Here is a 22,324-nt window from a genome sequence, read left to right as displayed (position 1 = left end):
CTCGTCGGCCATGATCTTGTCCTCATGTCGATTGCGCGCGACCGATCCCGCCCTAGCTCTGTCCGGTGCCCCCATTCCGGCGGGCGCCCCGCGCGCCATGCGGGTTTTGGCAGGAGGAAGCATGGATCCGCATGCGACCGGGGATCCCGGAGGGGGAAGACCCTTCGGGGCCCACGACACGGTGACGGTGGTCGATCCGTCGCCGGTGAACTGGCTCTCGATCACGTGGAACACGATGGAGGAGGCCAACCGCGTCGATCACGACGGGATCGGCCAGCCGAGCCTCGCCGAATCGTGGCGCTGGCTCGACGGGGAGACCCTCGAGCTGACGATGCGCGAGGCGGTCTACCAGGACGGCGAGCCCTTCGACGCCGCCATGTTCAAGCTCGGCTTCGACAAGGTCCAGGAATGGACCAACCCGCACCCGCCGGGGGCCTTCCTGAACTTCGCCCGCGACGTCACCTGCGACGTGGTGGACGACCGCACGATCCGCATGCGCTTCCCCGGCGGCGATTCTGCCGCGCTGATGAAGCTCCGGGGCATGCACCTGCCCTCGACGCGGTTCTGGAACGAGTGGGGCTTCATCGACCCGAAGACGGGATCGGCCGAAGGCCATTGGTGAGTGATCGACGCGCCTGGTCCGTGGGGGACTGGCCCGTTCGTGCTCACCGAGGGTGTCTCGCTGATCGATTCCCGGTCCGACAGGGTCGTGATGGAGCCCAACTCGACCTACTGGAACCCGGCCCGCCGGCCGAGTGTCCGCATCGTCTACGACAACGTCATCGGCAAGGGAGAGGGCATCAAGTCGGTGGCGGCCGGTGACGGCCGGGTCGACGTGGTGTTCGACCTGACGCCGGACGAGGCGAAGGCCTTCCCGCAAAGCGACAAGGGGAAGATCCAGACCAAGAAGGCCAAGACGATCCTCACGGGGGTCTTCAACGAGAACCGCCCGGACTCGCCCTGGCGAGACCCGGAGGTGCGCAAGGCCCTCAACCTCGCCCTCGACCGGCAGGCGATCCTCGACCAGGGCGCCCACGGCTACGGCACGGTGATCCCGGCCTTCATCCAGCCCGGCCGCTACGGCGCGGATCCGGGCCTGGCGCCGTTCCCGCACGATCCCCAGGCCGCGAAGGCGGTGCTGGAGAAGGCGGGGCTGGCGGGCCGCGAACTGGTCTTCGTCTCCTCCCCGGCCTGGAAGGGCGTGGTGGAAGCGATCGGCCGGAACCTGTCGCAGATCGGCCTCTCGGCCCGCTTCGTCAGCGACCGGGGCGACCTGCCGGAGGAGTTCGACGTCAAGCTCGAATGGTACTTCGACTGGACGCCGCAATATCCGGTCGCCTGCGTCCACCGGGAGTTCTTCGGGAAGGACGCGACCCTGCGTCAGGGGCCCGAGGATCCGGCCTTCGATGCCCTCTACGACAAGCTCTTGCACACCGCCGAACCGGCGGCGCAGGAGAACGTCGTGCGGGAGGTCGAGCGCTACATCCAGGACAAGGCCAAGGCGCTGTTCCTCTACTCGCCCTACACGCTGTTCGCGGTGTCGGACCGGGTCGAGTTCACGCCCTACGACACGTGCATGTCGGAACTGGCCGAGACCCGGATCAAGGGCTGACAGCCTTCAGGCGGCGCGGATTCGTCCCCGCGCCGCCTCCCCCCTCCACGACGCGAAGTCCCAAAAAAATGATCGTCGCGACGGCGGGGCATATCGACCACGGCAAGACGGCGCTGGTGAAGGCGCTCACCGGGATCGACGCCGACCGGCTGCCCGAGGAGAAGGCCCGGGGCATCACCGTCGACCTCGGCTTCGCCTATGCCCGGCCGGGCGGCCTGTCGCTCGGCTTCGTGGACGTGCCGGGCCACGAGCGCTTGGTGCGGACCATGGTGGCCGGGGCCACCGGCGTCGATTGCGCCCTCCTCGTGGTGGCCGCCGACGACGGGGTGATGCCCCAGACCCGCGAGCACGCCGCCATCCTCGACCTCCTCGGCCTCGCCCGGGGCCTCGTCGCGATCACCAAATCCGACCGGGCGGGGCCGGAGCGGATCGCCGCCGTCACGGAGGAGGTGCGCGCCCTCCTCGCCGGCACCGGACTCGCGGGGTCGCCGATCCTGCCCTGCTCTGCCGCCACGGGCGATGGCATCCCGGATCTAATCGCCACCCTCGCGGGGATCGGGGCCGGGGCCCCGGCCCGGAAGGCGGCGGCCGGGCGGGGCTTTCGCCTCGCGGTGGATCGCGGCTTCACGGTGCCCGGTGCGGGGCTGGTGGTGACCGGGGCGGTCCATGCCGGCACGGTGCGGGTGGGCGACCGGGTGATCGTCTCGCCGTCGGGCATCGAGGCCCGGGTGCGCGGCCTCCGCGCCCAGAGCGAGGTGGCCGAGGCGGGGAGCACGGGCGAGCGATGCGCCCTCAACCTCGCGGGCCCCCGCCTCTCGCGGGAGGCCGTCCACCGGGGCGACTGGATCGTCGCGCCGGAGCTGCACGCCCCGGCGACCCGGCTCGACGGGGAGATCCGCCTGCTGCCGGGGGAGGCCCGGGCCCTGCGCCACCGGACCCCGGTGCAGATCCATCTCGGCGCGGCCTCGGTCACGGGCCGGATCCTGCTGGCCCCCGGGGCTCCCGCCCTCGATCCGGGCGGGCGGGCCGTGGCGCGGATCGCCCTCGACGCCCCAATCGGCGCCCTCGGCGGCGACCGCTTCATCCTGCGCGACATCTCCGCCTCCCGCACGATCGGGGGCGGCCGGGTGATCGACATCGATGGCCCGCGCCGGGGCGCGTGGCTCCCCGCCCGGCAGGCCATCGTGGCCGCCCTCGCCGAGCCGGAGGACGGAGCATCCCTCGATGCTCTCCTCGCCCTGGAGGAGAGCGGGCTCGATCCCGCCCGGTTCGCCCGCCTGCGCAACCTGCCCGCGGATACCCTCGACGGTCTCCTCGCCGCCCGGGACGCCCGGATCGTGGAGGCGCCGGGCGGCCGGCGGGCCTTCCCCGCTTCGCGGATCGCGGATCTCGAAGGGCGGCTGCTCGCCCTGTTCGACCGCCGCCACGCCGCCGAGCCGGACAATCCCGGCCTCACCCCCGAGGAGGCCGCCGCCGCCCTCCCCGCCGCCGACGGGCCCCTCGTCCGACCCGTCCTCGACGGGCTCGTCCGCTCCGGGGATCTGGCCCGGCGGGGCGCCACCCTCCACCGCCCCGGCCACGCGGCGCGGCTGCATCCGGCCGACGCGGCGCTCTATGCCGCAATCCGCGCGACCCTGGACGCCGCCGGCCGGGACCCGCCGCGCCTCGCGCTCCTGGCCGAGGCCCTCGGGCGCGACCCGGAAGGCCTGCGCCTCCTCCTCGACAAGGTCGGGCGTATCGGCTGGCTGCGGCGGATCCCGAAGGGCTACTATCTCCCGCCCGGCCTCCTCGCCGACCTCGCCCGCCTCGCCGCGGAGGTCGCCCACGCGCATCCCGACGGGCTCATTACCGTGGGGCGGTTCCGCGAGGCGACGGGTATCGGCCGCCACATGACGATGCCGGTGCTCGAATATTTCGACGCGGTGGGGTTCACTGCCCGGATCGCCGAGGGACGGCGCCTGCGCGGGGACTGGCGCACCCTCTTCGGAGGCGATGCGCCGTGACGCGCACTGGATACCGGCCCCGGTGAGGCGTATCTCATCGCCATCTTCCCGACGGAAAGGCCCGGAAACCATGTCCGGAACGACCCGCACGAGCGCCGACCTCGACCCCCGCCGCCGCCGTACCCTGTTCCGGGCGTGGCACCGGGGCATCCGCGAGATGGACCTGATCATGGGGCGCTTCGCCGATGCCGAGATCGGCAACCTCTCCGAAACGGAACTCGACGAGTTCGAGGCCCTGATCGAGGTGCCCGACCGCGACCTGTTCAAGTGGCTGACCGGCGAGGCCGAGACGCCGTCGAACTACGACACGGCCGTGTGGCGGCGCCTGCGCGACTTCCACCGGCACGACGCGCCGATCCATTCGTGACGGGGACAGGTGACATGAGCGAACCGGAGACCGCGCGGGCCCCCTACGACCACCCTGCCCGCTCCATCGCCACCGAGCTGGTGGTCCAGGTCATGCTGGAGATGCTGGAGCGGTCCGAACCGTCGCTCCGGGACCGGATCCTGCGCGAGGCGGGCGAGCGTGCCGCCTCCATGACCGCGGACATGCCCAATGCGGAATTCTTCCGCAGCCGGGTGGAGATGGCGCTTCAGGAGATCGTCGGGCCGAAGGGCTGAGGGGACCGCACAGGCCCCTCCGCCCTTCGCTTCGCTGCGCTCGCCATGACGCGGGGGTCACTGCTGCGGCCCGCCGGCGCATCCCACACCCTGGATCGCCGCCGCGCGATGGGCTAACGCCCGGTTCATCCGTGGACGCCGCCCCGGCGGACGAACATCCCGCGAACGAGCCCCGATGGCCAAGCCTCAACCGAAGCCGCAACCGGCTGCCCCCAAACAGCAGACCGCCCGCTTCGCCCTGCCGAAATCCTCCGCCCTGGCCAAGGCCATGGACGCCCTCAAGCGTGGCGACAGCCCGACCCTCGCGGGCGTGCCCGAGGGGTTCGACGCCGTCGTCGCCGCCGACCTCGCCCGGGCGCTGGTGCCGGAGGCCAAGGGACCGGCCGTGCTGGTGCACGTCGCCCGCGATTCGGGACGCTCGGCCGCGTTCCAGGCGGCCCTGGGCTTCGCCGCCCCCGAACTCGACGTCATGTCCCTGCCCGCCTGGGACTGCCAGCCCTACGACCGGGTCTCGCCGACCACCGGAGTCGCCGCCCTGCGGGTGACGGGTCTCGCCCGCCTCGCCCGGACCCGCTCCTCGGAGGAGCGCCCGCGCATCCTCTGCACCACCGTCAACGCCCTGCTGCAGCGGGTGCCGCCCCGGGCCCATATCGCCCACACGACCTTCTCCGCCGCCGTCGGCAACGTCGTGAAGATGGACGACATCGTCGCCTGGGTGGAGGCCAACGGCTTCCTGCGCACCGGCACCGTCCGCGACACCGGCGAATACGCCGTGCGCGGCGGCATCCTCGACATGTCGCCTCCGGGCCTCCCGGCGCCGATCCGCCTCGACTTCTTCGGCGACACGCTGGAATCGATCCGCGCCTTCGATCCCGAGACGCAGCGCACCACCGGGCAGCTGCGCTCCCTCGACCTCGTGCCGATGAGCGAGGTTCAGCTCACCACCGAGACCATCCGGCGCTTCCGCCAGAACTACATCCAGAGCTTCGGCGCCGCGACCCGGGACGATCGCCTCTACGAGACCGTGAGCGAGGGCCGCCGCTATGCTGGCCTCGAGCACTGGATGCCCCTGTTCTACGACCGGCTCGACACCCTGTTCGACTACCTCGCCGGGGTGCCGATGCTGTTCGATCCGCAGGTCGAGGAGGCTGCGGGCGAGCGGCTCTCCCTGGTGCAGGATTATTTCCACGCCCGGGAGACCGCCCTCAAGCATCCCCAGGCCGGCGTGGCGCCCTACAAGCCCCTGCCGCCCCGGTCCCTCTACCTGACCCAGAACGAGCTGAAGGAGCGGATCGCCGCGGCGACGGTCGCCCGGATGACGCCGTTCGATCAGCCGGAGTCGGAGGGCCGCGCGGTCATCGATTGCGGCGCCAAACCCGGACGAAACTTCGCCGCCGAGCGGGCGGACGAGCATGCCAGCGTGTTCGACGCCGCGGTCGCCCATATCCGCGACCTCATGGGATCCGGTCATCACGTGATCCTGGGATCCTGGTCCGACGGCTCCCGCGACCGGCTCTGCGGCGTGCTCTCCGACCACGGGCTGAAGAAGCCGGTGGCGATCACCCGCTTGGCCGACGTCTACGCCCTCAAGCGCGGCACCGATGCGGCGGTGGCGGTGTGGGGGCTGGAAGCCGGCTTCACCGTGGGCGAACTGGCGGTGGTGTCGGAGGGCGACATCCTCGGCGACCGGCTGGTGCGCCAGAAGCGGAAGGCCAAGCGGCCGCAGGACGTGATCCTGGAGGTCCAGGCCCTCCAGCCCGGCGACCTCGTGGTCCATGCCGACCACGGCATCGGCCGGTTCATCGGCCTCAGGACCATCCATGCGGCGGGCGCGCCGCATGACTGTCTGGAGTTGCAGTACAACGGCGGCCAGCTGCTGCTGCCGGTGGAGAACATCGAACTCCTGACCCGCTACGGCTCGGAGGATTCCGAGGTCGCCCTGGACCGGCTCGGCGGCGGGGCGTGGCAGGCCCGCAAGGCCAAGATGAAGCGCCGCATCCTGGAGATGGCGGGGGAACTCATCAAGGTCGCGGCCCAGCGCTTCGTGAAGAAGGCCCCGACCCTCAAGGCGCCGGAGGGGCTCTACGAGGAATTTGCCGCCCGCTTCCCGTTCGAGGAGACCGAGGACCAGGCCAACGCCATCGATGCGGTGCTCGACGACCTCAATGCCGGCCGCCCGATGGACCGGCTGGTCTGCGGCGATGTCGGCTTCGGCAAGACCGAGGTGGCCCTGCGCGGCGCCTTCGCGGCGGCCATCGCCGGCAAGCAGGTGGCGGTGATCGTGCCGACGACGCTGCTGGCCCGCCAGCATTACCGGACCTTCGCCGAGCGGTTCAAAGGCCTGCCGGTGCAGGTAGCGCAACTCTCCCGCTTCGTCTCGGCGGCGGATATGAAGCAGACCCGGGCCGGGCTCGCGGCGGGCACCGTCGACATCGTCGTCGGCACCCATGCTCTGCTGGCGAAGAACATCGCCTTCAAGGATCTCGGCCTGCTGATCGTGGACGAGGAGCAGCATTTCGGCGTCTCCCACAAGGAGCGGCTGAAGGCCCTCCAGGCCGATGTCCACGTGCTGACCCTCTCGGCGACGCCGATCCCGCGCACGCTCCAGCTGGCCATGACCGGCGTGCGGGAACTGTCGATCATCGCCACCCCTCCGGTGGACCGGCTGGTGGTGCGGACCTTCATCACCCCGTTCGATCCGCTCTCGATCCGCGAGGCGCTGCTGCGCGAGCGCTACCGGGGCGGGCAATCGTTCTACGTGGTGCCGCGCATCGAAGACCTGGCGGAGGTCAAGAAATTCCTCGACGCGGAGATGCCGGAGATCAAGGTCGCGGTGGCCCACGGCCAGATGGCGGCGGGGCAGTTGGAAGACGTGATGACCGCCTTCTACGAGGGCAAGTTCGACGTGCTGCTCTCGACGACGATCGTCGAATCCGGCCTCGACATCCCCACCGCCAACACGCTCATCGTGCACCGGGCGGACATGTTCGGCCTCGCCCAGCTCTACCAGCTGCGCGGGCGTGTCGGACGCTCGAAAGCCCGGGCCTACGCCCTGTTCACGACGCCCGCCGGGCGGCAGCTGACGCCGCAGGCCGAGCAGCGGCTGAAGGTGCTGCAGGGCCTCGACACCCTGGGGGCGGGCTTCCAGCTCGCCTCCCACGACCTCGACATCCGCGGCGCCGGCAACCTGCTCGGTGACGCCCAGTCCGGCCACATCAAGGAGGTCGGCTACGAACTCTACCAGCAAATGCTGGAGGATGCGGTGACGGCCCTCAAGGCGGGCATCGAGGACGTGCCGGAGGAGGCGTGGTCCCCGACCATCGCGCTGGGCGCCCCGGTGACGATCCCGGAGGAGTATGTCGAGGACCTGACGGTGCGGCTCGGCCTCTACCGGCGGCTCGCCACCATCCAGGACGATGCCGAGATGGAGGCCTTCGGCGCCGAGATGATCGACCGGTTCGGGCCGCTGCCGCCGGAGGTGGAGCAACTGCTCAAGATCGGCACGATCAAGATCCTGTGCCTGCGGGCCAACGTGGAGAAGGTCGAGGCCGGGCCGAAGGGCGTGGTCGTCCACTTCCGCGACCGGTCCTACGCCAACCCGACGGGCCTCGTGGCCTTCGTCGCGGAACAGGCCTCCTTCGCCAAGGTGCGGCCGGACATGAGCGTGGTGTTCGTACGCGAGCTGCCCTCGATCCAGTCGCGGCTCAAGATCGCTACCGACGTGCTGCGCAGCCTCGTGAAGATCGCCGAGCGGGGGAAGAAGGCGGCGTAGGGGACAGGGCGACGCACTGTTCCCTCCCATAAGTCCCCTCATCCTGAGGTGCTGCGAAGCAGCCTCGAAGGAGGGCTCCAGGGATCGCAATGCTTTCTGGAGCCCTCCTTCGAGGCCCGCTTGCAGCGGGCACCTCAGGATGAGGGGGGGAATAAGAAGAAGCGGCAGGTGCTAAGCTTTTCGTCCTGTGATCGGACGAATCGGGCTATGGTCGCCTTCGTGTACATTCTGCGCTGCGCGGACGGCAGCTATTATGTCGGTTCGGCCCGCGGTGAGAGCCTTGACCGGCGTCTGAACGAGCATCAGGCGGGGACGTACGAGGGTTACACGAGCAAACGCCGGCCTGTGACCCTCGTCTACGCCGAGCCGTTCGACCGGATCACCGATGCCATCGCCGCAGAGCGACGGATCAAGGGCTGGAGCCGAGCCAAGAAAGAGGCTCTGATCGCAGGCGATTGGGGCACTCTCCAAACGCTGGCCAAACGCCCGACCGCACGACGTCATTCCCCATCACCCCCCTCATCCTGAGGCGCCGGAGCGGAGGCCTCGAAGGAGGCCTCCAGGGATCGCAGAGGCGTCTAGAGCCCTCCTTCGAGGCGGCTTCGCCGCACCTCAGGATGAGGAAGAGGGGTGGAAGGAGGTGAAAGGAAAGAAAAATCCCCCCTGCTTTTCTCCCCGGCGCACAGAACCTTCCCCGATCCGCGAGGTTCACCACACAGGACCGACGCATACCCCCTGGGAGTATAGCCGGCGTCCTACTCGGTTCGCAGGGAGAGCCTCCCCATGTTCTACGTCGACAAGCGCCTTCAGTATCCCGTGAAGGTCGAGAACCCCGATCCGATCTATGCCCGCATGCTTCAGCAGGCCATCGGCGGCATCGAGGGTGAGATCCGGGTGTGCATGCAGTACTTCTTCCAGGGCTGGGGCGCTCGGGGGCCGACGACCAAGTACCGCGACATGCTCCTCAACACCGCCACCGAGGAGATGGGCCATATCGAGATGCTGGCGACCGCCGTCGCCCTGAACCTGGAGAACGCCCCGGCGACCCTGCAGGAGGAAGGCGCGGCCGACGGCGTGGTCGGTGCCGTGATGGGCGGGGGCAATGCCCGCCATACGATCGAGGGCATGCTCCACCGGCACGTTCTCTCGACGGGCATGGCCGCGTTCCCGGCCAACTGCGAGGGCGTGCCCTTCGACATGAGCCATATCTACGCCAGCGGGAACCTCGCGGCGGACATGTACTGCAACGTGGCGGCCGAGAGCACCGGCCGGGTGCTTGCGGTGCGCCTCTATAACGCCGCCCACGATGCCGGCATGAAGGACATGCTGCACTTCATGATCGCCCGCGACACCATGCACCAGCAGCAATGGCTGGCGGTGATCGAGGAGCTCGGCGGCTACAAGGGCGCCCTGCCGATCCCGAACTCCTTCCCCCAGGAGAAGGAGGACAGCGCGAACGCCTACAACTTCTACGTCAGCACCGTCGACGGCACGGCGCCGGAGGGCGGACGCTGGACGCAGGGTCCGTCGCTTGACGGCAAGGGCACCTACAGCGTGTTCAAGAACAAGCCGATGGGCGAGGAGCCGGTCCTCAGCCCGGCCCGCCCCGACAGCGGCGCGCAAGTCGAGCAGATGTAAGCCGGCTTTCACGGCCCGCCGCCCGACCATCCGGGCGGCGGGTCCATGGACCGTTCCGCAACGATTGCCGTCCTATATGATCGGAGACCAAAGTTCGAAGGAGCGGAAACGGTGGGTTCGACCGACGAGCACGTCGAAGGCAACGTCGTCGGCGACCGGATCCTCCTGACCCGCAGCGAGGAGGCCAAGCGGCCCCTGGTGCAGCGTCTGAACCGGATCGAAGGGCAGGTCCGCGGCCTGCGCAAGATGATCGAAGAGGACCGCTACTGCCTGGACGAGGTCCAGCAGATCAACGCCATGAGCGCGGCCCTGCGGGAGGTCGCCCTGGCGATCATCGCCCAGCACGTCGCCGTGGGAGTCCGCATCGCCGCCCGGGTCGAAGGCACCGAGGAGACGGCGATGGACGACGTGACCCGCGTCCTCCGGGCGGCCATGCGCCTCGACGGGTAGGACGCCCCACCCCAAGTACTGCCACCAAGCCCAAGTACTGCCACCAAGCGTTGCCACGCCGCGCTGACTCTGGCTCTGTCGCGCCGTCAGGCGGAGGCGGTGCGATGGCGGATTCGGTGCGGGCCGGAGCCCCGGCGGGGGCGGACAGGCCGGGTCTGTTCACGCCCCTGTTCACCGATATCCGCGTCGCGGCGGTGCTGGGCCTGGGCTTCGCGCAGGGAATGCCGTTCCTGCTGGTCTACGCGACCCAGTCGGCCTGGCTGAGCGAGGCCAAGGTGCCGCTCGCGACCATCGGCCTGATGAGCGAACTCACCATCGCCTACAAGTTCAAGTTCCTCTGGGCACCGTTCCTCGACCGCTACGATCCGCCCCTCCTCGGCCGGCTGATCGGCCGGCGGCGGGGATGGATCGTCGCCGCGCAGATCGCGGTGGCGGCGGCCCTGGCGGGGGTGGCCTTCGGCGACCCCGCCCACTGGCTCGCCTGGACCGTCGCCTTCTCCCTGGCACTGGGCGTCGCCGGGGCGACCCAGGACATCGTGGTCGATGGCTGGCGCATCGCCGTCGCCCCCGTGGAACGGCAGGCGCTGATGTCCTCCTGGGCGGAGATCGGCTACCGCTGCGGCAACCTCGCGGCGGGGGCGGGCGCCCTCTACCTCGCGGACGCCTATGGCTGGCGGGCGGCCTATCTGTGCATGGCCGCGCTGATGGCGCCGGGCACCGTCGCCGCGCTGATGGCCCCGGAGCCCTCTACCGAGGGGCAGCCGAGCCGGGCCGGCCTCGTCGAGACGATCTGGGCGCCGATCCGCGACCTGATCGGCCGCCTCGGGCCCCTGGCCGTGCCGGTGCTGCTGCTCGTCGCGGGTTTCCGGATGCCGGGCTACGTGTCGAGCGCCATGGCGATCCCCCTGTTCAAGCATCTCGGCTACTCGAACACCGACATCGCCACCGTGACCAAGCTGTTCGGCTTCTGGATCGCGCTGGGCGGCACATTCCTGGCCAGCGCCATCATCCCGCGGATCGGCATGATGGCGAGCCTGCTGTTCGGGACGGTGGCGGCCTCCGCCTCGCACCTCTCGCTGGCCTATCTCGCATGGCACGGCGGCCACGGGGGCGCCGCCTTCTGGACCTTCGCGATGAGCGTCGGGATCGACGGCTTCGCCTACGCCTTCGCGTCCATCGTGCTCATCACCTACATGTCGCGGCTCGCCGACTCGCAGCACGCGGCGAGCCAGTACGCCCTGCTCACCTCCCTCTGCGCCCTGCCCGGCAGCCTGCTCGCCGGGCTCTCGGGCTTCGTCATCGAGGCCACCGGCTTCCCGCTGTTCTTCGTCGGCACGTCGCTGATCGGCCTGCCCGTGGCGGCCCTGTGCCTCTACGTCGCCCACCGCCACGGTCCGATGGAGGGTTGAAGGGTGGCGCGGCGCCCGGCGGGAGAATGTCGCCCGGCCTTAGCCGGAGATTAACCCTGACGCCCGTTTAATGGCCACGGTTGATTTTTCCCAGACGGGTGATCCGGCCCGCCCGGCCGACGACCGCGGACCCGTTCCGCGGCGAAGGGCGGCGGCTGCCCGGCGGGGCGAGTGGGGCCCAGTCTCATCATGTCCAGCATCGCGCATGCCCGCCGCACCCGTTCGCGGCGCTCGCCCCTGCCGGCCCTCGCCTGCCTCACCGCCCTCGCGGCGGCGGGCTGGACGGTCCTGAACCGGCCCCACGGGCAGGATCTGCGTCTCTCCTCCGCGTTGGAGGAGGCCCAAGCCTCCGCAAACCTGCCGGCGCGCCGGCCGCGGGCCGACCTCGCCTTCATGTTCGATCCGGCCCCGGTCCTCGGCGCCGCCACGTCCGGCGGCTTCGTCCGCGATCTGCCCGTCCTGGCCCTCAACACGATGGTGCCGGACCTGCGGCCGTCCCTGGTCGCGGAAGCCTCCCCTCCCCCGGCCGCCCCCGCCATGACGCCCGCTGCCGCCCCGGTGCAGCCCCGCCGCGTCGCCTCGGCCGAGCCGACCCTCGTGCCCCTCCCCGTCCGGCGCCCGGCCGGGCTGGCGGAGGCGGTGCGGATGGCGGCCCCCGCCTCCGCCGCGCCCGTGCGGGTGGCGGCCCGCCGGGCCCTGCCCGCGACCCGGGACGTGTTCCGCGCCGCCATCGCGGAGGAGCCGTCCTTCCTGGAACGCCTGTTCGGCGGCGGCGCCGCGGATGCGCCGGGCCAGACGGGCGGACAGTCCGGCACGCGGGCGTTGGCCTATGCCAACCCCGACTCGGTGGCCGCGCCCCGGCCCCGCCTCGGCCCGTCCGCCACGGAGAGCCTGTCCGAGGGCGTGGCGGTCTACGACATCAGCGCCAGCACCGTGACCCTGCCGAGCGGCGAGGTTCTGGAGGCCCATTCCGGCTATGGCGACCTGATGGATGATCCGCGTTACGTGCATGTGCGGATGCGCGGCGCGACCCCGCCCGGCACCTACGACATGACCGAGAGGGGGACCCTGTTCCACGGCGTCCGGGCGATCCGCCTGAACCCCATCGGCGGCAGCTCTGCGATCCACGGCCGCGACGGCATCCTGGCCCACACCTACATGCTGCGGGCACAGCCCGGCGCCTCGAACGGCTGCGTCGTCTTCCGGGACTACGACCGCTTCCTGCGCGCCTTCCTACGGGGCGAGGTCCGCCGGCTGGTCGTCGTCGCCGGGAACCGCTCGGCCCGGATCGATCTCGCGTCCCGGAGTGGCCGCTAGCGCGTTTTCTGTCATCCAGGGATCACCACCTCCACGGTCATTGCGAGCGTAGCGAAGCAACCCAGGGATCCGCCCCATCCTGAGAGGTCCCGCAGCCCTGGATTGCTTCGCTGACGCCCGCAAAGACGGAGAGGCGGCACCGGAGGGGAGGCGATCCAACGCTTCCCGAAAATGCTCTCAGGTCATGTCCGTCAATCGGCCGCCATTCGATTGGTGAACGATTCACGATACGCCCTGAAACCGAGGGATGCGGCGTCTTCGCTGTTCGCCCGGAAGCGGGTCGTACTGGCCAGTGCTGATCGTTCTGTTGCAGAACGTTTCCGACCGAGGTTGGAACGGGCCGTGAAGAGAGTTTTCGCAGCCGCTTTGCTGGCCGCCGCCGCGTTCGGCGCCTACGCGGAAATCAGCCTGTACGAGGACAACCGCTCCCTGGCGAGCACGGCCGTCACGCCGCATTCGGCCGTGTTCCGGCCTTCGCCGATCCCGGCGGAGTGGATCGTGTCGGGCAATCCCGTGGCCGAGGCCGTGGAGGTCTCGCGGACGGAGGACCACGACGCGCAGGTCTTCCTGTGGCGGACCACGGCGGGCACCTTCCGCTGGACTCACCGGTCCGACGAGATCGTCACCATCCTGAAGGGCGAGGTCTTCGTGACCGACGCCGACGGCACGCGCCATCACCTCACGCCGGGGGACGTGGCCCATTTCCCGGCCGGCGCCGTCCAAACCTGGGAGGTGCCGAAGGAGTTGCTGAAATCCGCGATCCTGAAGCATCGCGGTTCCGCCTCGGCCGAAGCGCCCCTGCGCTGGCTGCGGCACGTGCGGGCGATGATCGCGCTCTGACGCCGCCCGGCCCGCCCGTGGCGTTTTGTACCGCCGCCCGGGCCCGTTCCCCCATCCCTGCACCGGAGAAAGCGACGCCCCGCCAAGGGAGGGCCGTTGCTTTCGGGAAGTCGCTGGCTATAGTCCGCGCGCTTTCCGCCGGGCCCCTCGGCCGCTCAGACGACGCCGTGTCCGGCATCGCGGGCGGGTGGCGGGCCGGCCTTCCATACGCAGGAGATGCTCGTTGATCACCCCCGCCTTCGCGCAAGGGGCCGGCGCGACCGCCGCCGGTGGAGCGGAGATCGCCTTCCAGGTGATCCCCTTCGTCCTGATCTTCGTGATCATGTACTTCCTGATCCTCCGGCCGCAGCAGAGGCGGGTCAAGGATCACCAGGCGCTGATCAAGGCCGTGCGCCGGGACGACACCATCGTCACCAATGGCGGCTTGGTCGGCCGGGTGGTGAAGGCGCAGGACGACCAGCCCGAGATCGAGGTCGAGATCGCCCAGAACGTCCGCGTCCGGGTGGTGCGCTCGATGATCTCCGAGGTCCGCGCCAAGGGCGGGCCGGTCAAGGCGGCCTGACGAGGGCCGTTTCCGGGCCCGCCCCGAAACTGCTCACGCATCACATGAGGCGGGCGGCGCAACCCGCCGTCCAGTCGAAAGAAACGATCCACGATGTTGCGCTTCTCCCGTGCGAAGATCGCCGCGACCCTCGCGGTCATCCTGGTCGGGCTGGCGCTCGCCATCCCGAGCTTCTTCTCGCCCGAGCAGCGGAAGGGCTTCCTCGCGAGCCTGCCGCCGTGGTTCCCGGCCTGGATCGTCCCGACCCGGGCGATCGTGCTCGGCCTCGACCTCCAGGGCGGTTCGCAACTCCTGCTCGAGGTCGATCAGAACGACCTGATTTCCTCCCAGGCCAAGTCCCTGCGCGACGACGTCCGCCGGGTCCTCCAGCAGGAGAACGTCCGCGCCGACGGGGGCATCCAGCTCCTGCAGCGGGGCGTGCAGGTGAAGATCAGCGACGACGCGGCCAGGGCCAAGGTGCTGCCGAAGCTGCGCGACCTCTCCGCGCCCATCGCGACCTCCATCGGCCAGACCGGCGCACGCACCCTCGACGTCACCGAGCAGCCGGGCGGCCTCGTCCGCCTGACCCTCACCGATGCGGGCGTCACCGACCGCACCCGCCGGGCGGTGAGCCAGGGCATCGAGGTCATCCGCCGCCGCCTCGATTCCACGGGCACGACCGAGCCCTCCATCCAGCAGCAGGGTGCCGACCGGATCCTCATCCAGGTGCCGGGTGAGCAGAACCCCGAGCGGTTGGAGAAGCTCCTCGGCTCCACCGCCAAGCTCGAATTCCGCATGCTCGCCGACAGCCCCAGCGGCGATGTGGACATGCTGCCCTCCAAGGACGGCAAGGGCGCCAAAGTGCCGGTGGAGCGCCGGGTGATGGCCGACGGCGGCGAGCTGACCGACGCCCAGCCCGCCTTCGACCAACAGTCCCACGAGCCGATGGTGAGCTTCAAGTTCAACCTGCGCGGCGCCCAGCGCTTCGGGCAGGCGACGAGCGAGAACATCGGCCGGCCCATGGCCATCGTGCTGGACAACGAGGTGGTCTCGGCCCCCGTCATCCGTTCGGCGATCACCGGCGGCTCTGGCCAGATCACCGGCAACTTCACCGTCCAGCAGGCCAACGACCTCGCGGTGCTGCTCCGGGCCGGTGCCCTGCCGGCCAAGTTCACCGTGGTCGAGCGCCGGGTCGTCGGGCCGGGGCTCGGCCGCGACTCCATCGAGGCGGGCAAGCTCGCGACCCTGGTGGCCGCGGGCCTCGTCGTCTGCTTCATGTTCGCGACCTACGGGACCTTCGGCTTCATCGCCAACATCGCCCTGATGGTCCATGTCGGCCTGATCCTCGGCCTGATGTCGGTGCTGGAGGCCACAATGACCCTGCCCGGCATCGCCGGCATCGTGTTGACCATCGGCACCGCGGTGGATTCGAACGTGCTGATCTACGAGCGCATGCGGGAGGAGAGCCGCGCCGGCCGCTCGCTGATCTCGGCGCTCCAGGCCGGGTTCGACCGGGCCTTCGCGACCATCATCGATTCGAACTCGACCATGGCGATCGCCGCCTTGATCCTGTTCTTCATGGGCTCCGGCCCGGTGAAGGGCTTTGCCGTGGTGTTCATCCTCGGCATCCTCACCACCGTCATCACCGCCGTCACCCTCACCCGGATGATGATCGCGGTGTGGTACAAGACCTTCCGGCCGAAGGCCCTGCCGTTCTGATTGCCCGTTCGTTCTCTGGAGACCCCTGAGCGCCCGCACGACGCCGCCGTTCCCCACCGCGACCTCATCCTGAGGCGCCCGCGCGAGCGGGCCTCGAAGGAGGGCTCCAGAGGCCGAAGCGGGTCTTGGAGGGCTCCTTCGAGGCGGCTCCGCCGCACCTCAGGATGAGGGCGGTGAGGGGATACGGGCATTGAACTGGCCCTCGAAGCCTCCGTACGTTTTTAGGTCCGACACCATGCGCCTGCTCCGCCTCTGGCCCGACGAATCGCATTTCGATTTCATGCGCTTTCGGCGGTACAGCTTCCCGCTCTCGGCCCTGCTGTCGCTGGCGACCGTGGTGCTGTTCCTCACCGTCGGGCTGAACTTTGGCATCGACTTCAAGGGCGGCACCCTGGTCGAATTGCAGGCGAAGTCGGGCAAGGCGGACGTCGCGGGCATCCGCCACACCGCCGCGGCCTTCGGCTACGGCGAGCCGGAGGTGCAGGAACTCGGCAACCAGGGCACCGTGCTCGTGCGCTTGCCGCTCCAGAGCGGCGAGCAGGGCCAGACCGCGGTGATGCAGAAGGCCCACGACGCCTTCGACAAGGATTACGATTTCCGCCGGACCGAGACGGTCGGTCCCCGCGTCTCGGGCGAGCTCGTCCAGTCGGGCACGATCGGCGTCGTGCTCTCGGTGATCGCGGTGCTGCTCTACCTGTGGTTCCGGTTCGAGCGGGAATTGGCGCTCGGCGCCATCGTCGGCACCCTGCATGACATCGTGCTGACGGTGGGCGTGTTCATCATCACCCGGATCGAGTTCAACATGACCTCGATCGCGGCCATCCTCACCATCGTCGGCTATTCCCTGAACGAGACGGTGGTGGTGTTCGACCGGACCCGCGAGCTGATGCGGCGCTACAAGACCATCCCCACGGTCGAATTGCTCAACCTGTCGATCAACTCGACCATGTCGCGCACGGTGATGACGTCGATCTCGTCGTCCCTGTCGCTGCTGGCCCTCGTCCTGTTCGGCGGCGAGGCGATCCACGGCTTCGCGACGGTGATGCTGTGCGGCGTTCTGATCTGCACCTACTCGGCGATCTTCATCTCGACTCCGGTGTTGATCTATCTCGGGCTGATGCTGTCGGGGGCGCGGGCAGCCTCCGAGCGGTCCGGTCTCCCGCAACCGGCGGAGTAGTTTTTTCCTCATATGGCCGAGCAGGAGATCCCAAAAAACTTCGAGTCCGGCTTCGTGCCGGGGCGGCACATCATCGACACCTACGGCAATGGCGGATTCCGCTTCGCCGGGATGTCTCACCGGGGCTCGATCCTGCTGCTGCCGTCCGGGGTGCTGGCGTGGCCCGTCGCGGCGCCGGGTGAGATCGACCGCAGCGCCCTGCGGCCGGTCCAGGCCGAGGCCGCGGGGATCGAGTTGCTGCTCGTGGGCACGGGGCGGGACATCGTGGCGATCGATCCCGCCCTCCGGGGCTGGCTGAAGGATGCAGGGGTCGGCCTCGACGTGATGCAGACGGGAGCCGCCGCGCGGACCTACAACATCCTGGTGGCCGAGAACCGCAAGGTCGCCGCCGCCCTGATCGCGGTGGCCTGATGGCGGAGGCAGCGCGGGATCAGGCGGCGGCCGGCGAGACCGGATTGTCCTTCGCGCAGAGCCATTGCGAGGCGCTGGTGCGCGAGGGCGACCCCGACCGCTACCTCGCCACGCTCTTCGCCCCCGCCCCCGCCCGGCCGCACCTCTACGCCCTCTACGCCTTCAGCCTCACCGTGGCGCGGGTGCGGGAGGCCGCCACGAACCCCATGGCCGGGGAGATCCGTCTGCAATGGTGGCGGGACGCCCTCCAGGGCGAGGCCCGCGGCGATGTCCGGGCCAACCCCGTGGCGGCGGCCCTGGAGGAGGCGATCAAGGCCAACCGCCTGAGCCGCCAGCCCCTGGTGGACCTGATCGATGCCCGCGTCTTCGACCTCTACGAGGATCCGATGCCGCGGGTGAACGACCTCGAAGGTTATTGCGGCGAGACCGCCTCGGCCCTGTTCCGCATCGCGAGCCTGATCATCGGCGGGGGCGCCGAGCCCGGCGGCGCGGCGGCGGCCGGCCATGCCGGCGTCGCCTACGGGATCACCGGCCTGCTCCGGGCCCTCCCCTGGCACGCCCGGGCGGGCCAGGTCTATCTCCCCGCCGACATCCTCGGCCGCTACGGCGTCACCCGCGAGGATATCGTGACGGGCCGCGGCGGCCCCGGCCTCCGGGGCGCCTGCGCGGACCTGCGGGATTTGGCCCGGCGCCATCTCGCCGCCTACGAGGCGGGCCGCGCGACCATCGCCCCCGCCGCCCGGACGGCCTTCCTGCCGGTCGCCCTGGTGGAGCCCTATCTCGCGGCGATGGACCGGACCTCCTACGACCCCCTCAACACCTCCACCGACCTCCCCCGCTGGCGGCGGGTGTGGCGCCTCTGGCGGGCCTCGCGGCGGATCGGCTGAGGGGGATTCCAAAGGGCGTCACGCCCTTTGGTGGGGTCCAGGGGCGAAGCCCTTGGGAGAGGCAGGGCTCCGCCCTGCACCCGCCAAAGGGATGATCCCTTTGGGATCCCCAGGTTCAAAGCACCCGCGCGAGCCCCGGCACGAGGGCCGCGAGGCGGATCGGCGGCCCGGTCTCGCAGGCCCCGTCTGCGGTGAAGACCGCGATCCGGCAGAGCCCCGCGACGGCAAGGCCGGTGACGAGGCGGCCGTCGGGCTCCAGGGCCGCGAGCCAGTGCGGCGGCACCGCCTTTACGCAGCCGTTCACCAGGATCCGGTCGAACCCTCCGTCCGGCAGGGCGGGGGCCAGGGCATCGGCCTGGACCACGTGGATCCCGGGCAAATTTCCGAGGCGGGCGGCGGCGTCCTCGGCCAGGGTCCGGTAGCGTTCGAGGCTCAGCACCGCCCCCGCCCCGAGGCGATCGAGGAGGGCCGTGACGTAGCCGGAGCCCGTGCCGATCTCCATCACCCGCTGCCCCTGCCCCAACCGGAGCCGGGACAGCATCGTCGCGACGGAGGACGGGGCTGTCATGGTGGCGCCGCAGGGCAGCGGCAGGGCGATGTCCCGCCGGGCCTGCTCCCGGTGCGCTGGAGGGGCGAAGGCCTCCCGGGGCACCCGCTCCATTGCACTCAGCACGGCGGTGTCACGATGGCCCTTTTCGCGGAGGGCGAGGACGAAGGCGGCGTTGCCGACGGCGCTGCCGGAGATCGCCTCGTCCTGCGCCAGACTCACGCTTCGAACGCCTGGGCGAAACGGGTGAGGGTCGGCTCGTCGGTGAGGTCGAGGCGCAGGGGCGTCACCGAGATGCGCTTGTCGGCGATGGCCTTCAGGTCCGAACCGTTGCCCGGCTCGAACCGCGCCTTGGCGAAGGCGAGCCAGAAATAGGGGTTGCCGCGTCCGTCCACCCGGGCGTCGATGGAGAGCAGCGCCTGATTGCGGAACCCCTGCGCGGCCACCGCGATGCCCTGGACTTCCTCCGGCGCGCAATCGGGGAAGTTCACGTTGACGAGGATGCCCGGCTCGATCCCCGTGTCGAGGATCTTGCGGATCACCTTCGGCCCGTGGCTGCGGGCGCACTCCCATTTGAGGGCGTGGCGGCCGCCCGCGCCGTAGGCCTGGCTGAGGGCGATGGAGCGCACGCCCAGGATCGTCCCCTCCATCGCCGCGGCGATGGTGCCGGAATAGGTCACGTCCTCGGCGACGTTCTGGCCGCGGTTGACGCCCGACAGCACGAGGTCCGGCCCCTTCTCCGCCAGGATGTGGCGGATGCCGAGGATCACGCAATCGGAGGGCGTCCCCTTCACGGCGAAGCGCGTTTCGCCCGCCTGCCGCAGGCGCAGGGGATCGTTCAGCGAGAGGGAATGCGAAACCCCGGACTGGTCGCTCTCCGGGGCCACCACCCAGACGTCGTCCGACAGCTCCCGGGCGATCTCCTCCAGGGTCGCGAGACCCGGTGCATGGATACCGTCGTCGTTGGTGACGAGGATGCGCATCAGCGAGGCCCTTCGATCCGGTGGAGGCCGCCCATATAGGGCGCGAGCACCGAGGGGACCGTGACGCTCCCGTCGGGGTTCTGGTAATTCTCGAGCACGGCGATCAGGGCGCGGCCGACCGCCACCCCCGAGCCGTTGAGGGTGTGCACAAAGGCCGGCTTGCCATCCTTGCCCCGGTAGCGGGCCTGCATCCGCCGGGCCTGGAAGTCACCGCAGACCGAGCAGGAGGAGATCTCCCGGTAGGTCCGCTGGCCCGGCACCCAGACCTCGATGTCGTAAGTTTTTTGGCTGGCGAAGCCCATGTCGCCGGTGCAGAGCGTCATCACCCGGAAGGGCAGGTCGAGCTTCTTCAGGACAGCCTCGGCGCAGGTGAGCATCCGCTCGTGCTCCTCGGCGGAGGCCTCCGGCGTGGTGATCGAGACCAGCTCGACCTTGTTGAACTGGTGCTGGCGCAGCATCCCGCGGGTGTCCCGCCCCGCCGCCCCGGCCTCGGCCCGGAAGCAGGGGGTGAGGGCGGTGAAGCGCAGGGGCAGTTCCTCCTCGCGCAGGATCGACTCACGGACGAGGTTCGTCAGCGGCACCTCTGCGGTGGGGACGAGCCAGCGGCGGGGCTGCCCAGCGCCCCCGTCACGCAGGGCCTCCCCGTCGAGCACGGCGAACTGGTCGTCCTCGAACTTCGGCAACTGCGCCGTGCCGAACATCGCCTCGTCGCGCACCATGATCGGCGGGGCGACTTCCGTGTAGCCGTGCTCCTGCGTATGCAGGTCGAGCATGAACTGGCCGAGCGCCCGTTCCAGCCGGGCGAGCTGGCCCTTCAGCACCACGAAGCGCGAGCCGGAGAGCTTGGCCGCGGTCTCGAAATCCATGAGGCCCATGGCCTCGCCCAGCTCGAAATGCTCCCGGCCCTCGCTCAGGCGCTCCCGGCTGCCGGCATGGCTGCGGTAGACGATGTTGCCGTGCTCGTCGGCGCCCTCCGGCACGTCGGCCTTGGGGCGGTTGGGAATGGCGGCGAGGCGGGCATCGAGAGCCCTGGCGGCCTCGTCCTGTGCGGCCTCGAGACCGGGGCCGGCTTCCTTGAGGGCGGCGACCTCCGCCATCAGGGCGGCGGCGCGGGCCTCGTCCTTGGCCTTCTTGGCGCCGCCGATCTCCTTGGCGAGCGCGTTGCGCCGCTCTTGGTTGGCCTGCGCGGCCGAGACGGCGGCCTTGCGCGCCTCGTCGAGGGCGATCAGCTCCGCCGAGAGGGGCGCGAGGCCCCGGCGGGCGAGGTCGCGGTCGAAGGCGTCCGGGTTCTCCCGGATGGCGCGGATGTCGTGCATCGGATCGGCTCGGGTCGGGCCGCGGGATCGCGGCTCGCGCGGGCTCCGCTTTGCCGCATCGCGCCGGGCGGGACAAGCGGGCGTGCCTTTCGCCGCCTGCCGTCTTATGAGGCGTGACCCGCCCACACCGAACATGCGCCCATGACAAGCCCCGCCCCGCTCGACGCCCTGATGCCCCTGCTGGAGCGGATCGCCACCGCCCTGGAGCGGGCGGTGCCCCCCGCCCCGCCGGCCTTCGACCCGGATGCGGCCGACGCCTTCCTCTGGGGGCCGGAAAGGCGGCTGGTGCCGGTGCCGGAGGTGGCCCATGTGGACATGGCCCTGCTCACCGGCATCGACCGGGCCCGGGAGATCCTCGTCGAGAACACCGAGCGTTTCGCCCGGGGCCTGCCGGCCAACAACGCCCTCCTCTGGGGCGCCCGGGGCATGGGCAAGTCGTCCCTGGTGAAGGCCGCCCACGCGGATATCAACGCCCGGCGCCCCGAGGGCAGCCGGCCGATGAAGCTCGTGGAGATCCACCGGGAGGACATCGAGGCCCTGCCCGACCTGATGGCCCTCCTCCGGCCGGACCCGCACCGCTGGCTGGTCTATTGCGACGACCTGTCGTTCGATGCCGACGACACGTCCTACAAGTCCCTGAAGACGGCCCTCGACGGCGGCATCGAGGGAAGGCCTGCGAACGTCCTGTTCTATGCCACCTCCAACCGCCGCCACCTGCTCGCCCGGGACATGGTGGAGAACGAGCGCTCCACGGCGATCAACCCCGGCGAGGCCGTGGAGGAGAAGGTCTCCCTGTCGGACCGGTTCGGCCTGTGGCTCTTCTTCCACAAGTGCAGCCAGGACGAATACCTCGCGATGATCGACGCCTACGTCGCCCGCTACGGCCTGGAGGTCGCCCCCGAGCGCCTGCGTGCCGAGGCCCTGGAATGGGCCACCACCCGCGGCTCCCGCTCCGGCCGGACGGCGTTCCAGTACATCCAGGACCTCGCCGGCCGGCTCGGGAAGACGCTGGATTGATGGGGTGTCCAGAGGGCGAGCCCTCTGGCGGGTGCAGGGCGGTGCCCTGCGAGAACCCGGAGGC

At 70.4% G+C, this 22,324-nt stretch carries 19 protein-coding genes and 1 pseudogene; 17 read left to right on the top strand and 3 right to left on the bottom strand.

All coding sequences use genetic code 11. The annotated features are described in order from the left end of the window. Positions 1 to 10 precede the first annotated feature (10 nt). From MFF22_RS24840 to MFF22_RS11225, 16 genes and pseudogenes are all read left to right on the top strand, one after another. Positions 11 to 1,612 (top strand): annotated as a pseudogene (locus tag MFF22_RS24840) (ABC transporter substrate-binding protein). A gap of 68 nt (positions 1,613 to 1,680) precedes the next feature. Further along, positions 1,681 to 3,615 carry a selenocysteine-specific translation elongation factor gene (selB, locus tag MFF22_RS11295; protein WP_238249065.1) on the top strand — a complete coding sequence of 645 codons (1,935 nt, stop codon included), beginning with the start codon at positions 1,681 to 1,683 and terminating at the stop codon, positions 3,613 to 3,615. Positions 3,616 to 3,685: 70 nt separating this feature from the next. Continuing rightward, entirely contained in the window at positions 3,686 to 3,982 is a 297-nt protein-coding gene (locus MFF22_RS11290; protein ID WP_238249064.1) for an FAD assembly factor SdhE, read from the top strand. 14 nt (positions 3,983 to 3,996) lie between these two features. Next, complete coding sequence (locus tag MFF22_RS11285) at positions 3,997 to 4,236, top strand: hypothetical protein (RefSeq protein WP_238249063.1); 240 nt, start codon at positions 3,997 to 3,999, stop codon at positions 4,234 to 4,236. A gap of 175 nt (positions 4,237 to 4,411) precedes the next feature. After that, complete coding sequence (gene mfd, locus MFF22_RS11280; protein WP_238249062.1) at positions 4,412 to 8,008, top strand: transcription-repair coupling factor; 3,597 nt, start codon at positions 4,412 to 4,414, stop codon at positions 8,006 to 8,008. Between the two features lie 207 nt (positions 8,009 to 8,215). After that, positions 8,216 to 8,536, top strand: a complete 321-nt coding sequence (locus MFF22_RS11275; RefSeq protein ID WP_238249061.1) for a GIY-YIG nuclease family protein — start codon at positions 8,216 to 8,218, stop codon at positions 8,534 to 8,536. 255 nt (positions 8,537 to 8,791) lie between these two features. Beyond that, positions 8,792 to 9,646 carry a manganese catalase family protein gene (locus MFF22_RS11270; RefSeq protein ID WP_238249060.1) on the top strand — a complete coding sequence of 285 codons (855 nt, stop codon included), beginning with the start codon at positions 8,792 to 8,794 and terminating at the stop codon, positions 9,644 to 9,646. Between the two features lie 195 nt (positions 9,647 to 9,841). Beyond that, positions 9,842 to 10,096: a metal-sensitive transcriptional regulator gene (locus MFF22_RS11265; protein ID WP_238249160.1), complete on the top strand. Its 255-nt coding sequence runs from the start codon at positions 9,842 to 9,844 to the stop codon at positions 10,094 to 10,096. Positions 10,097 to 10,200: 104 nt separating this feature from the next. Next, positions 10,201 to 11,505 carry an AmpG family muropeptide MFS transporter gene (locus tag MFF22_RS11260; protein ID WP_238249059.1) on the top strand — a complete coding sequence of 435 codons (1,305 nt, stop codon included), beginning with the start codon at positions 10,201 to 10,203 and terminating at the stop codon, positions 11,503 to 11,505. A gap of 189 nt (positions 11,506 to 11,694) precedes the next feature. Continuing rightward, positions 11,695 to 12,822 (top strand): DUF2778 domain-containing protein, encoded by a 1,128-nt coding sequence (locus MFF22_RS11255; RefSeq protein ID WP_238249058.1) that lies wholly within the window; start codon positions 11,695 to 11,697, stop codon positions 12,820 to 12,822. 342 nt (positions 12,823 to 13,164) lie between these two features. After that, the gene (locus tag MFF22_RS11250; protein WP_238249057.1) at positions 13,165 to 13,662 is read left to right on the top strand and encodes a cupin domain-containing protein; all 498 of its coding nucleotides are present in this window, start codon (positions 13,165 to 13,167) and stop codon (positions 13,660 to 13,662) included. Positions 13,663 to 13,885: 223 nt separating this feature from the next. Further along, positions 13,886 to 14,224 carry a preprotein translocase subunit YajC gene (gene yajC / locus MFF22_RS11245; RefSeq protein ID WP_238249056.1) on the top strand — a complete coding sequence of 113 codons (339 nt, stop codon included), beginning with the start codon at positions 13,886 to 13,888 and terminating at the stop codon, positions 14,222 to 14,224. A gap of 93 nt (positions 14,225 to 14,317) precedes the next feature. Further along, complete coding sequence (gene secD / locus MFF22_RS11240; protein WP_238249055.1) at positions 14,318 to 15,922, top strand: protein translocase subunit SecD; 1,605 nt, start codon at positions 14,318 to 14,320, stop codon at positions 15,920 to 15,922. Between the two features lie 235 nt (positions 15,923 to 16,157). Next, complete coding sequence (gene secF / locus MFF22_RS11235; RefSeq protein ID WP_238249054.1) at positions 16,158 to 17,099, top strand: protein translocase subunit SecF; 942 nt, start codon at positions 16,158 to 16,160, stop codon at positions 17,097 to 17,099. Positions 17,100 to 17,111: 12 nt separating this feature from the next. Next, positions 17,112 to 17,510: an Mth938-like domain-containing protein gene (locus MFF22_RS11230; RefSeq protein ID WP_238249053.1), complete on the top strand. Its 399-nt coding sequence runs from the start codon at positions 17,112 to 17,114 to the stop codon at positions 17,508 to 17,510. Then, positions 17,510 to 18,397 carry a phytoene/squalene synthase family protein gene (locus MFF22_RS11225; RefSeq protein ID WP_238249052.1) on the top strand — a complete coding sequence of 296 codons (888 nt, stop codon included), beginning with the start codon at positions 17,510 to 17,512 and terminating at the stop codon, positions 18,395 to 18,397. The genes MFF22_RS11230 and MFF22_RS11225 overlap by 1 nt, the downstream gene beginning before the upstream one ends. Before the next feature lie 115 nt (positions 18,398 to 18,512). Here MFF22_RS11225 and MFF22_RS11220 read toward each other — a convergent pair whose 3' ends face one another. The 3 genes from MFF22_RS11220 to serS are packed head-to-tail and all read right to left on the bottom strand — an operon-like array spanning position 18,513 to position 21,243. Next, positions 18,513 to 19,166: a protein-L-isoaspartate O-methyltransferase family protein gene (locus MFF22_RS11220; protein WP_238249051.1), complete on the bottom strand. Its 654-nt coding sequence runs from the start codon at positions 19,164 to 19,166 to the stop codon at positions 18,513 to 18,515. After that, positions 19,163 to 19,927 carry a 5'/3'-nucleotidase SurE gene (gene surE, locus MFF22_RS11215; RefSeq protein ID WP_238249050.1) on the bottom strand — a complete coding sequence of 255 codons (765 nt, stop codon included), beginning with the start codon at positions 19,925 to 19,927 and terminating at the stop codon, positions 19,163 to 19,165. The genes MFF22_RS11220 and surE overlap by 4 nt, the downstream gene beginning before the upstream one ends. Continuing rightward, entirely contained in the window at positions 19,927 to 21,243 is a 1,317-nt protein-coding gene (gene serS / locus MFF22_RS11210; protein WP_238249049.1) for a serine--tRNA ligase, read from the bottom strand. The genes surE and serS overlap by 1 nt, the downstream gene beginning before the upstream one ends. A gap of 141 nt (positions 21,244 to 21,384) precedes the next feature. Between serS and MFF22_RS11205 the strand changes: the two genes are divergently transcribed. Continuing rightward, the gene (locus tag MFF22_RS11205; protein WP_238249048.1) at positions 21,385 to 22,260 is read left to right on the top strand and encodes an ATP-binding protein; all 876 of its coding nucleotides are present in this window, start codon (positions 21,385 to 21,387) and stop codon (positions 22,258 to 22,260) included. Positions 22,261 to 22,324 lie beyond the last annotated feature (64 nt).

The organism is Methylobacterium persicinum (assembly GCF_022179525.1).
GTDB lineage: Bacteria > Pseudomonadota > Alphaproteobacteria > Rhizobiales > Beijerinckiaceae > Methylobacterium > Methylobacterium persicinum.
The sequence above is the reverse complement of the archived record's forward strand: the minus strand, read 5'-3'. Positions and strand labels throughout refer to the sequence as shown.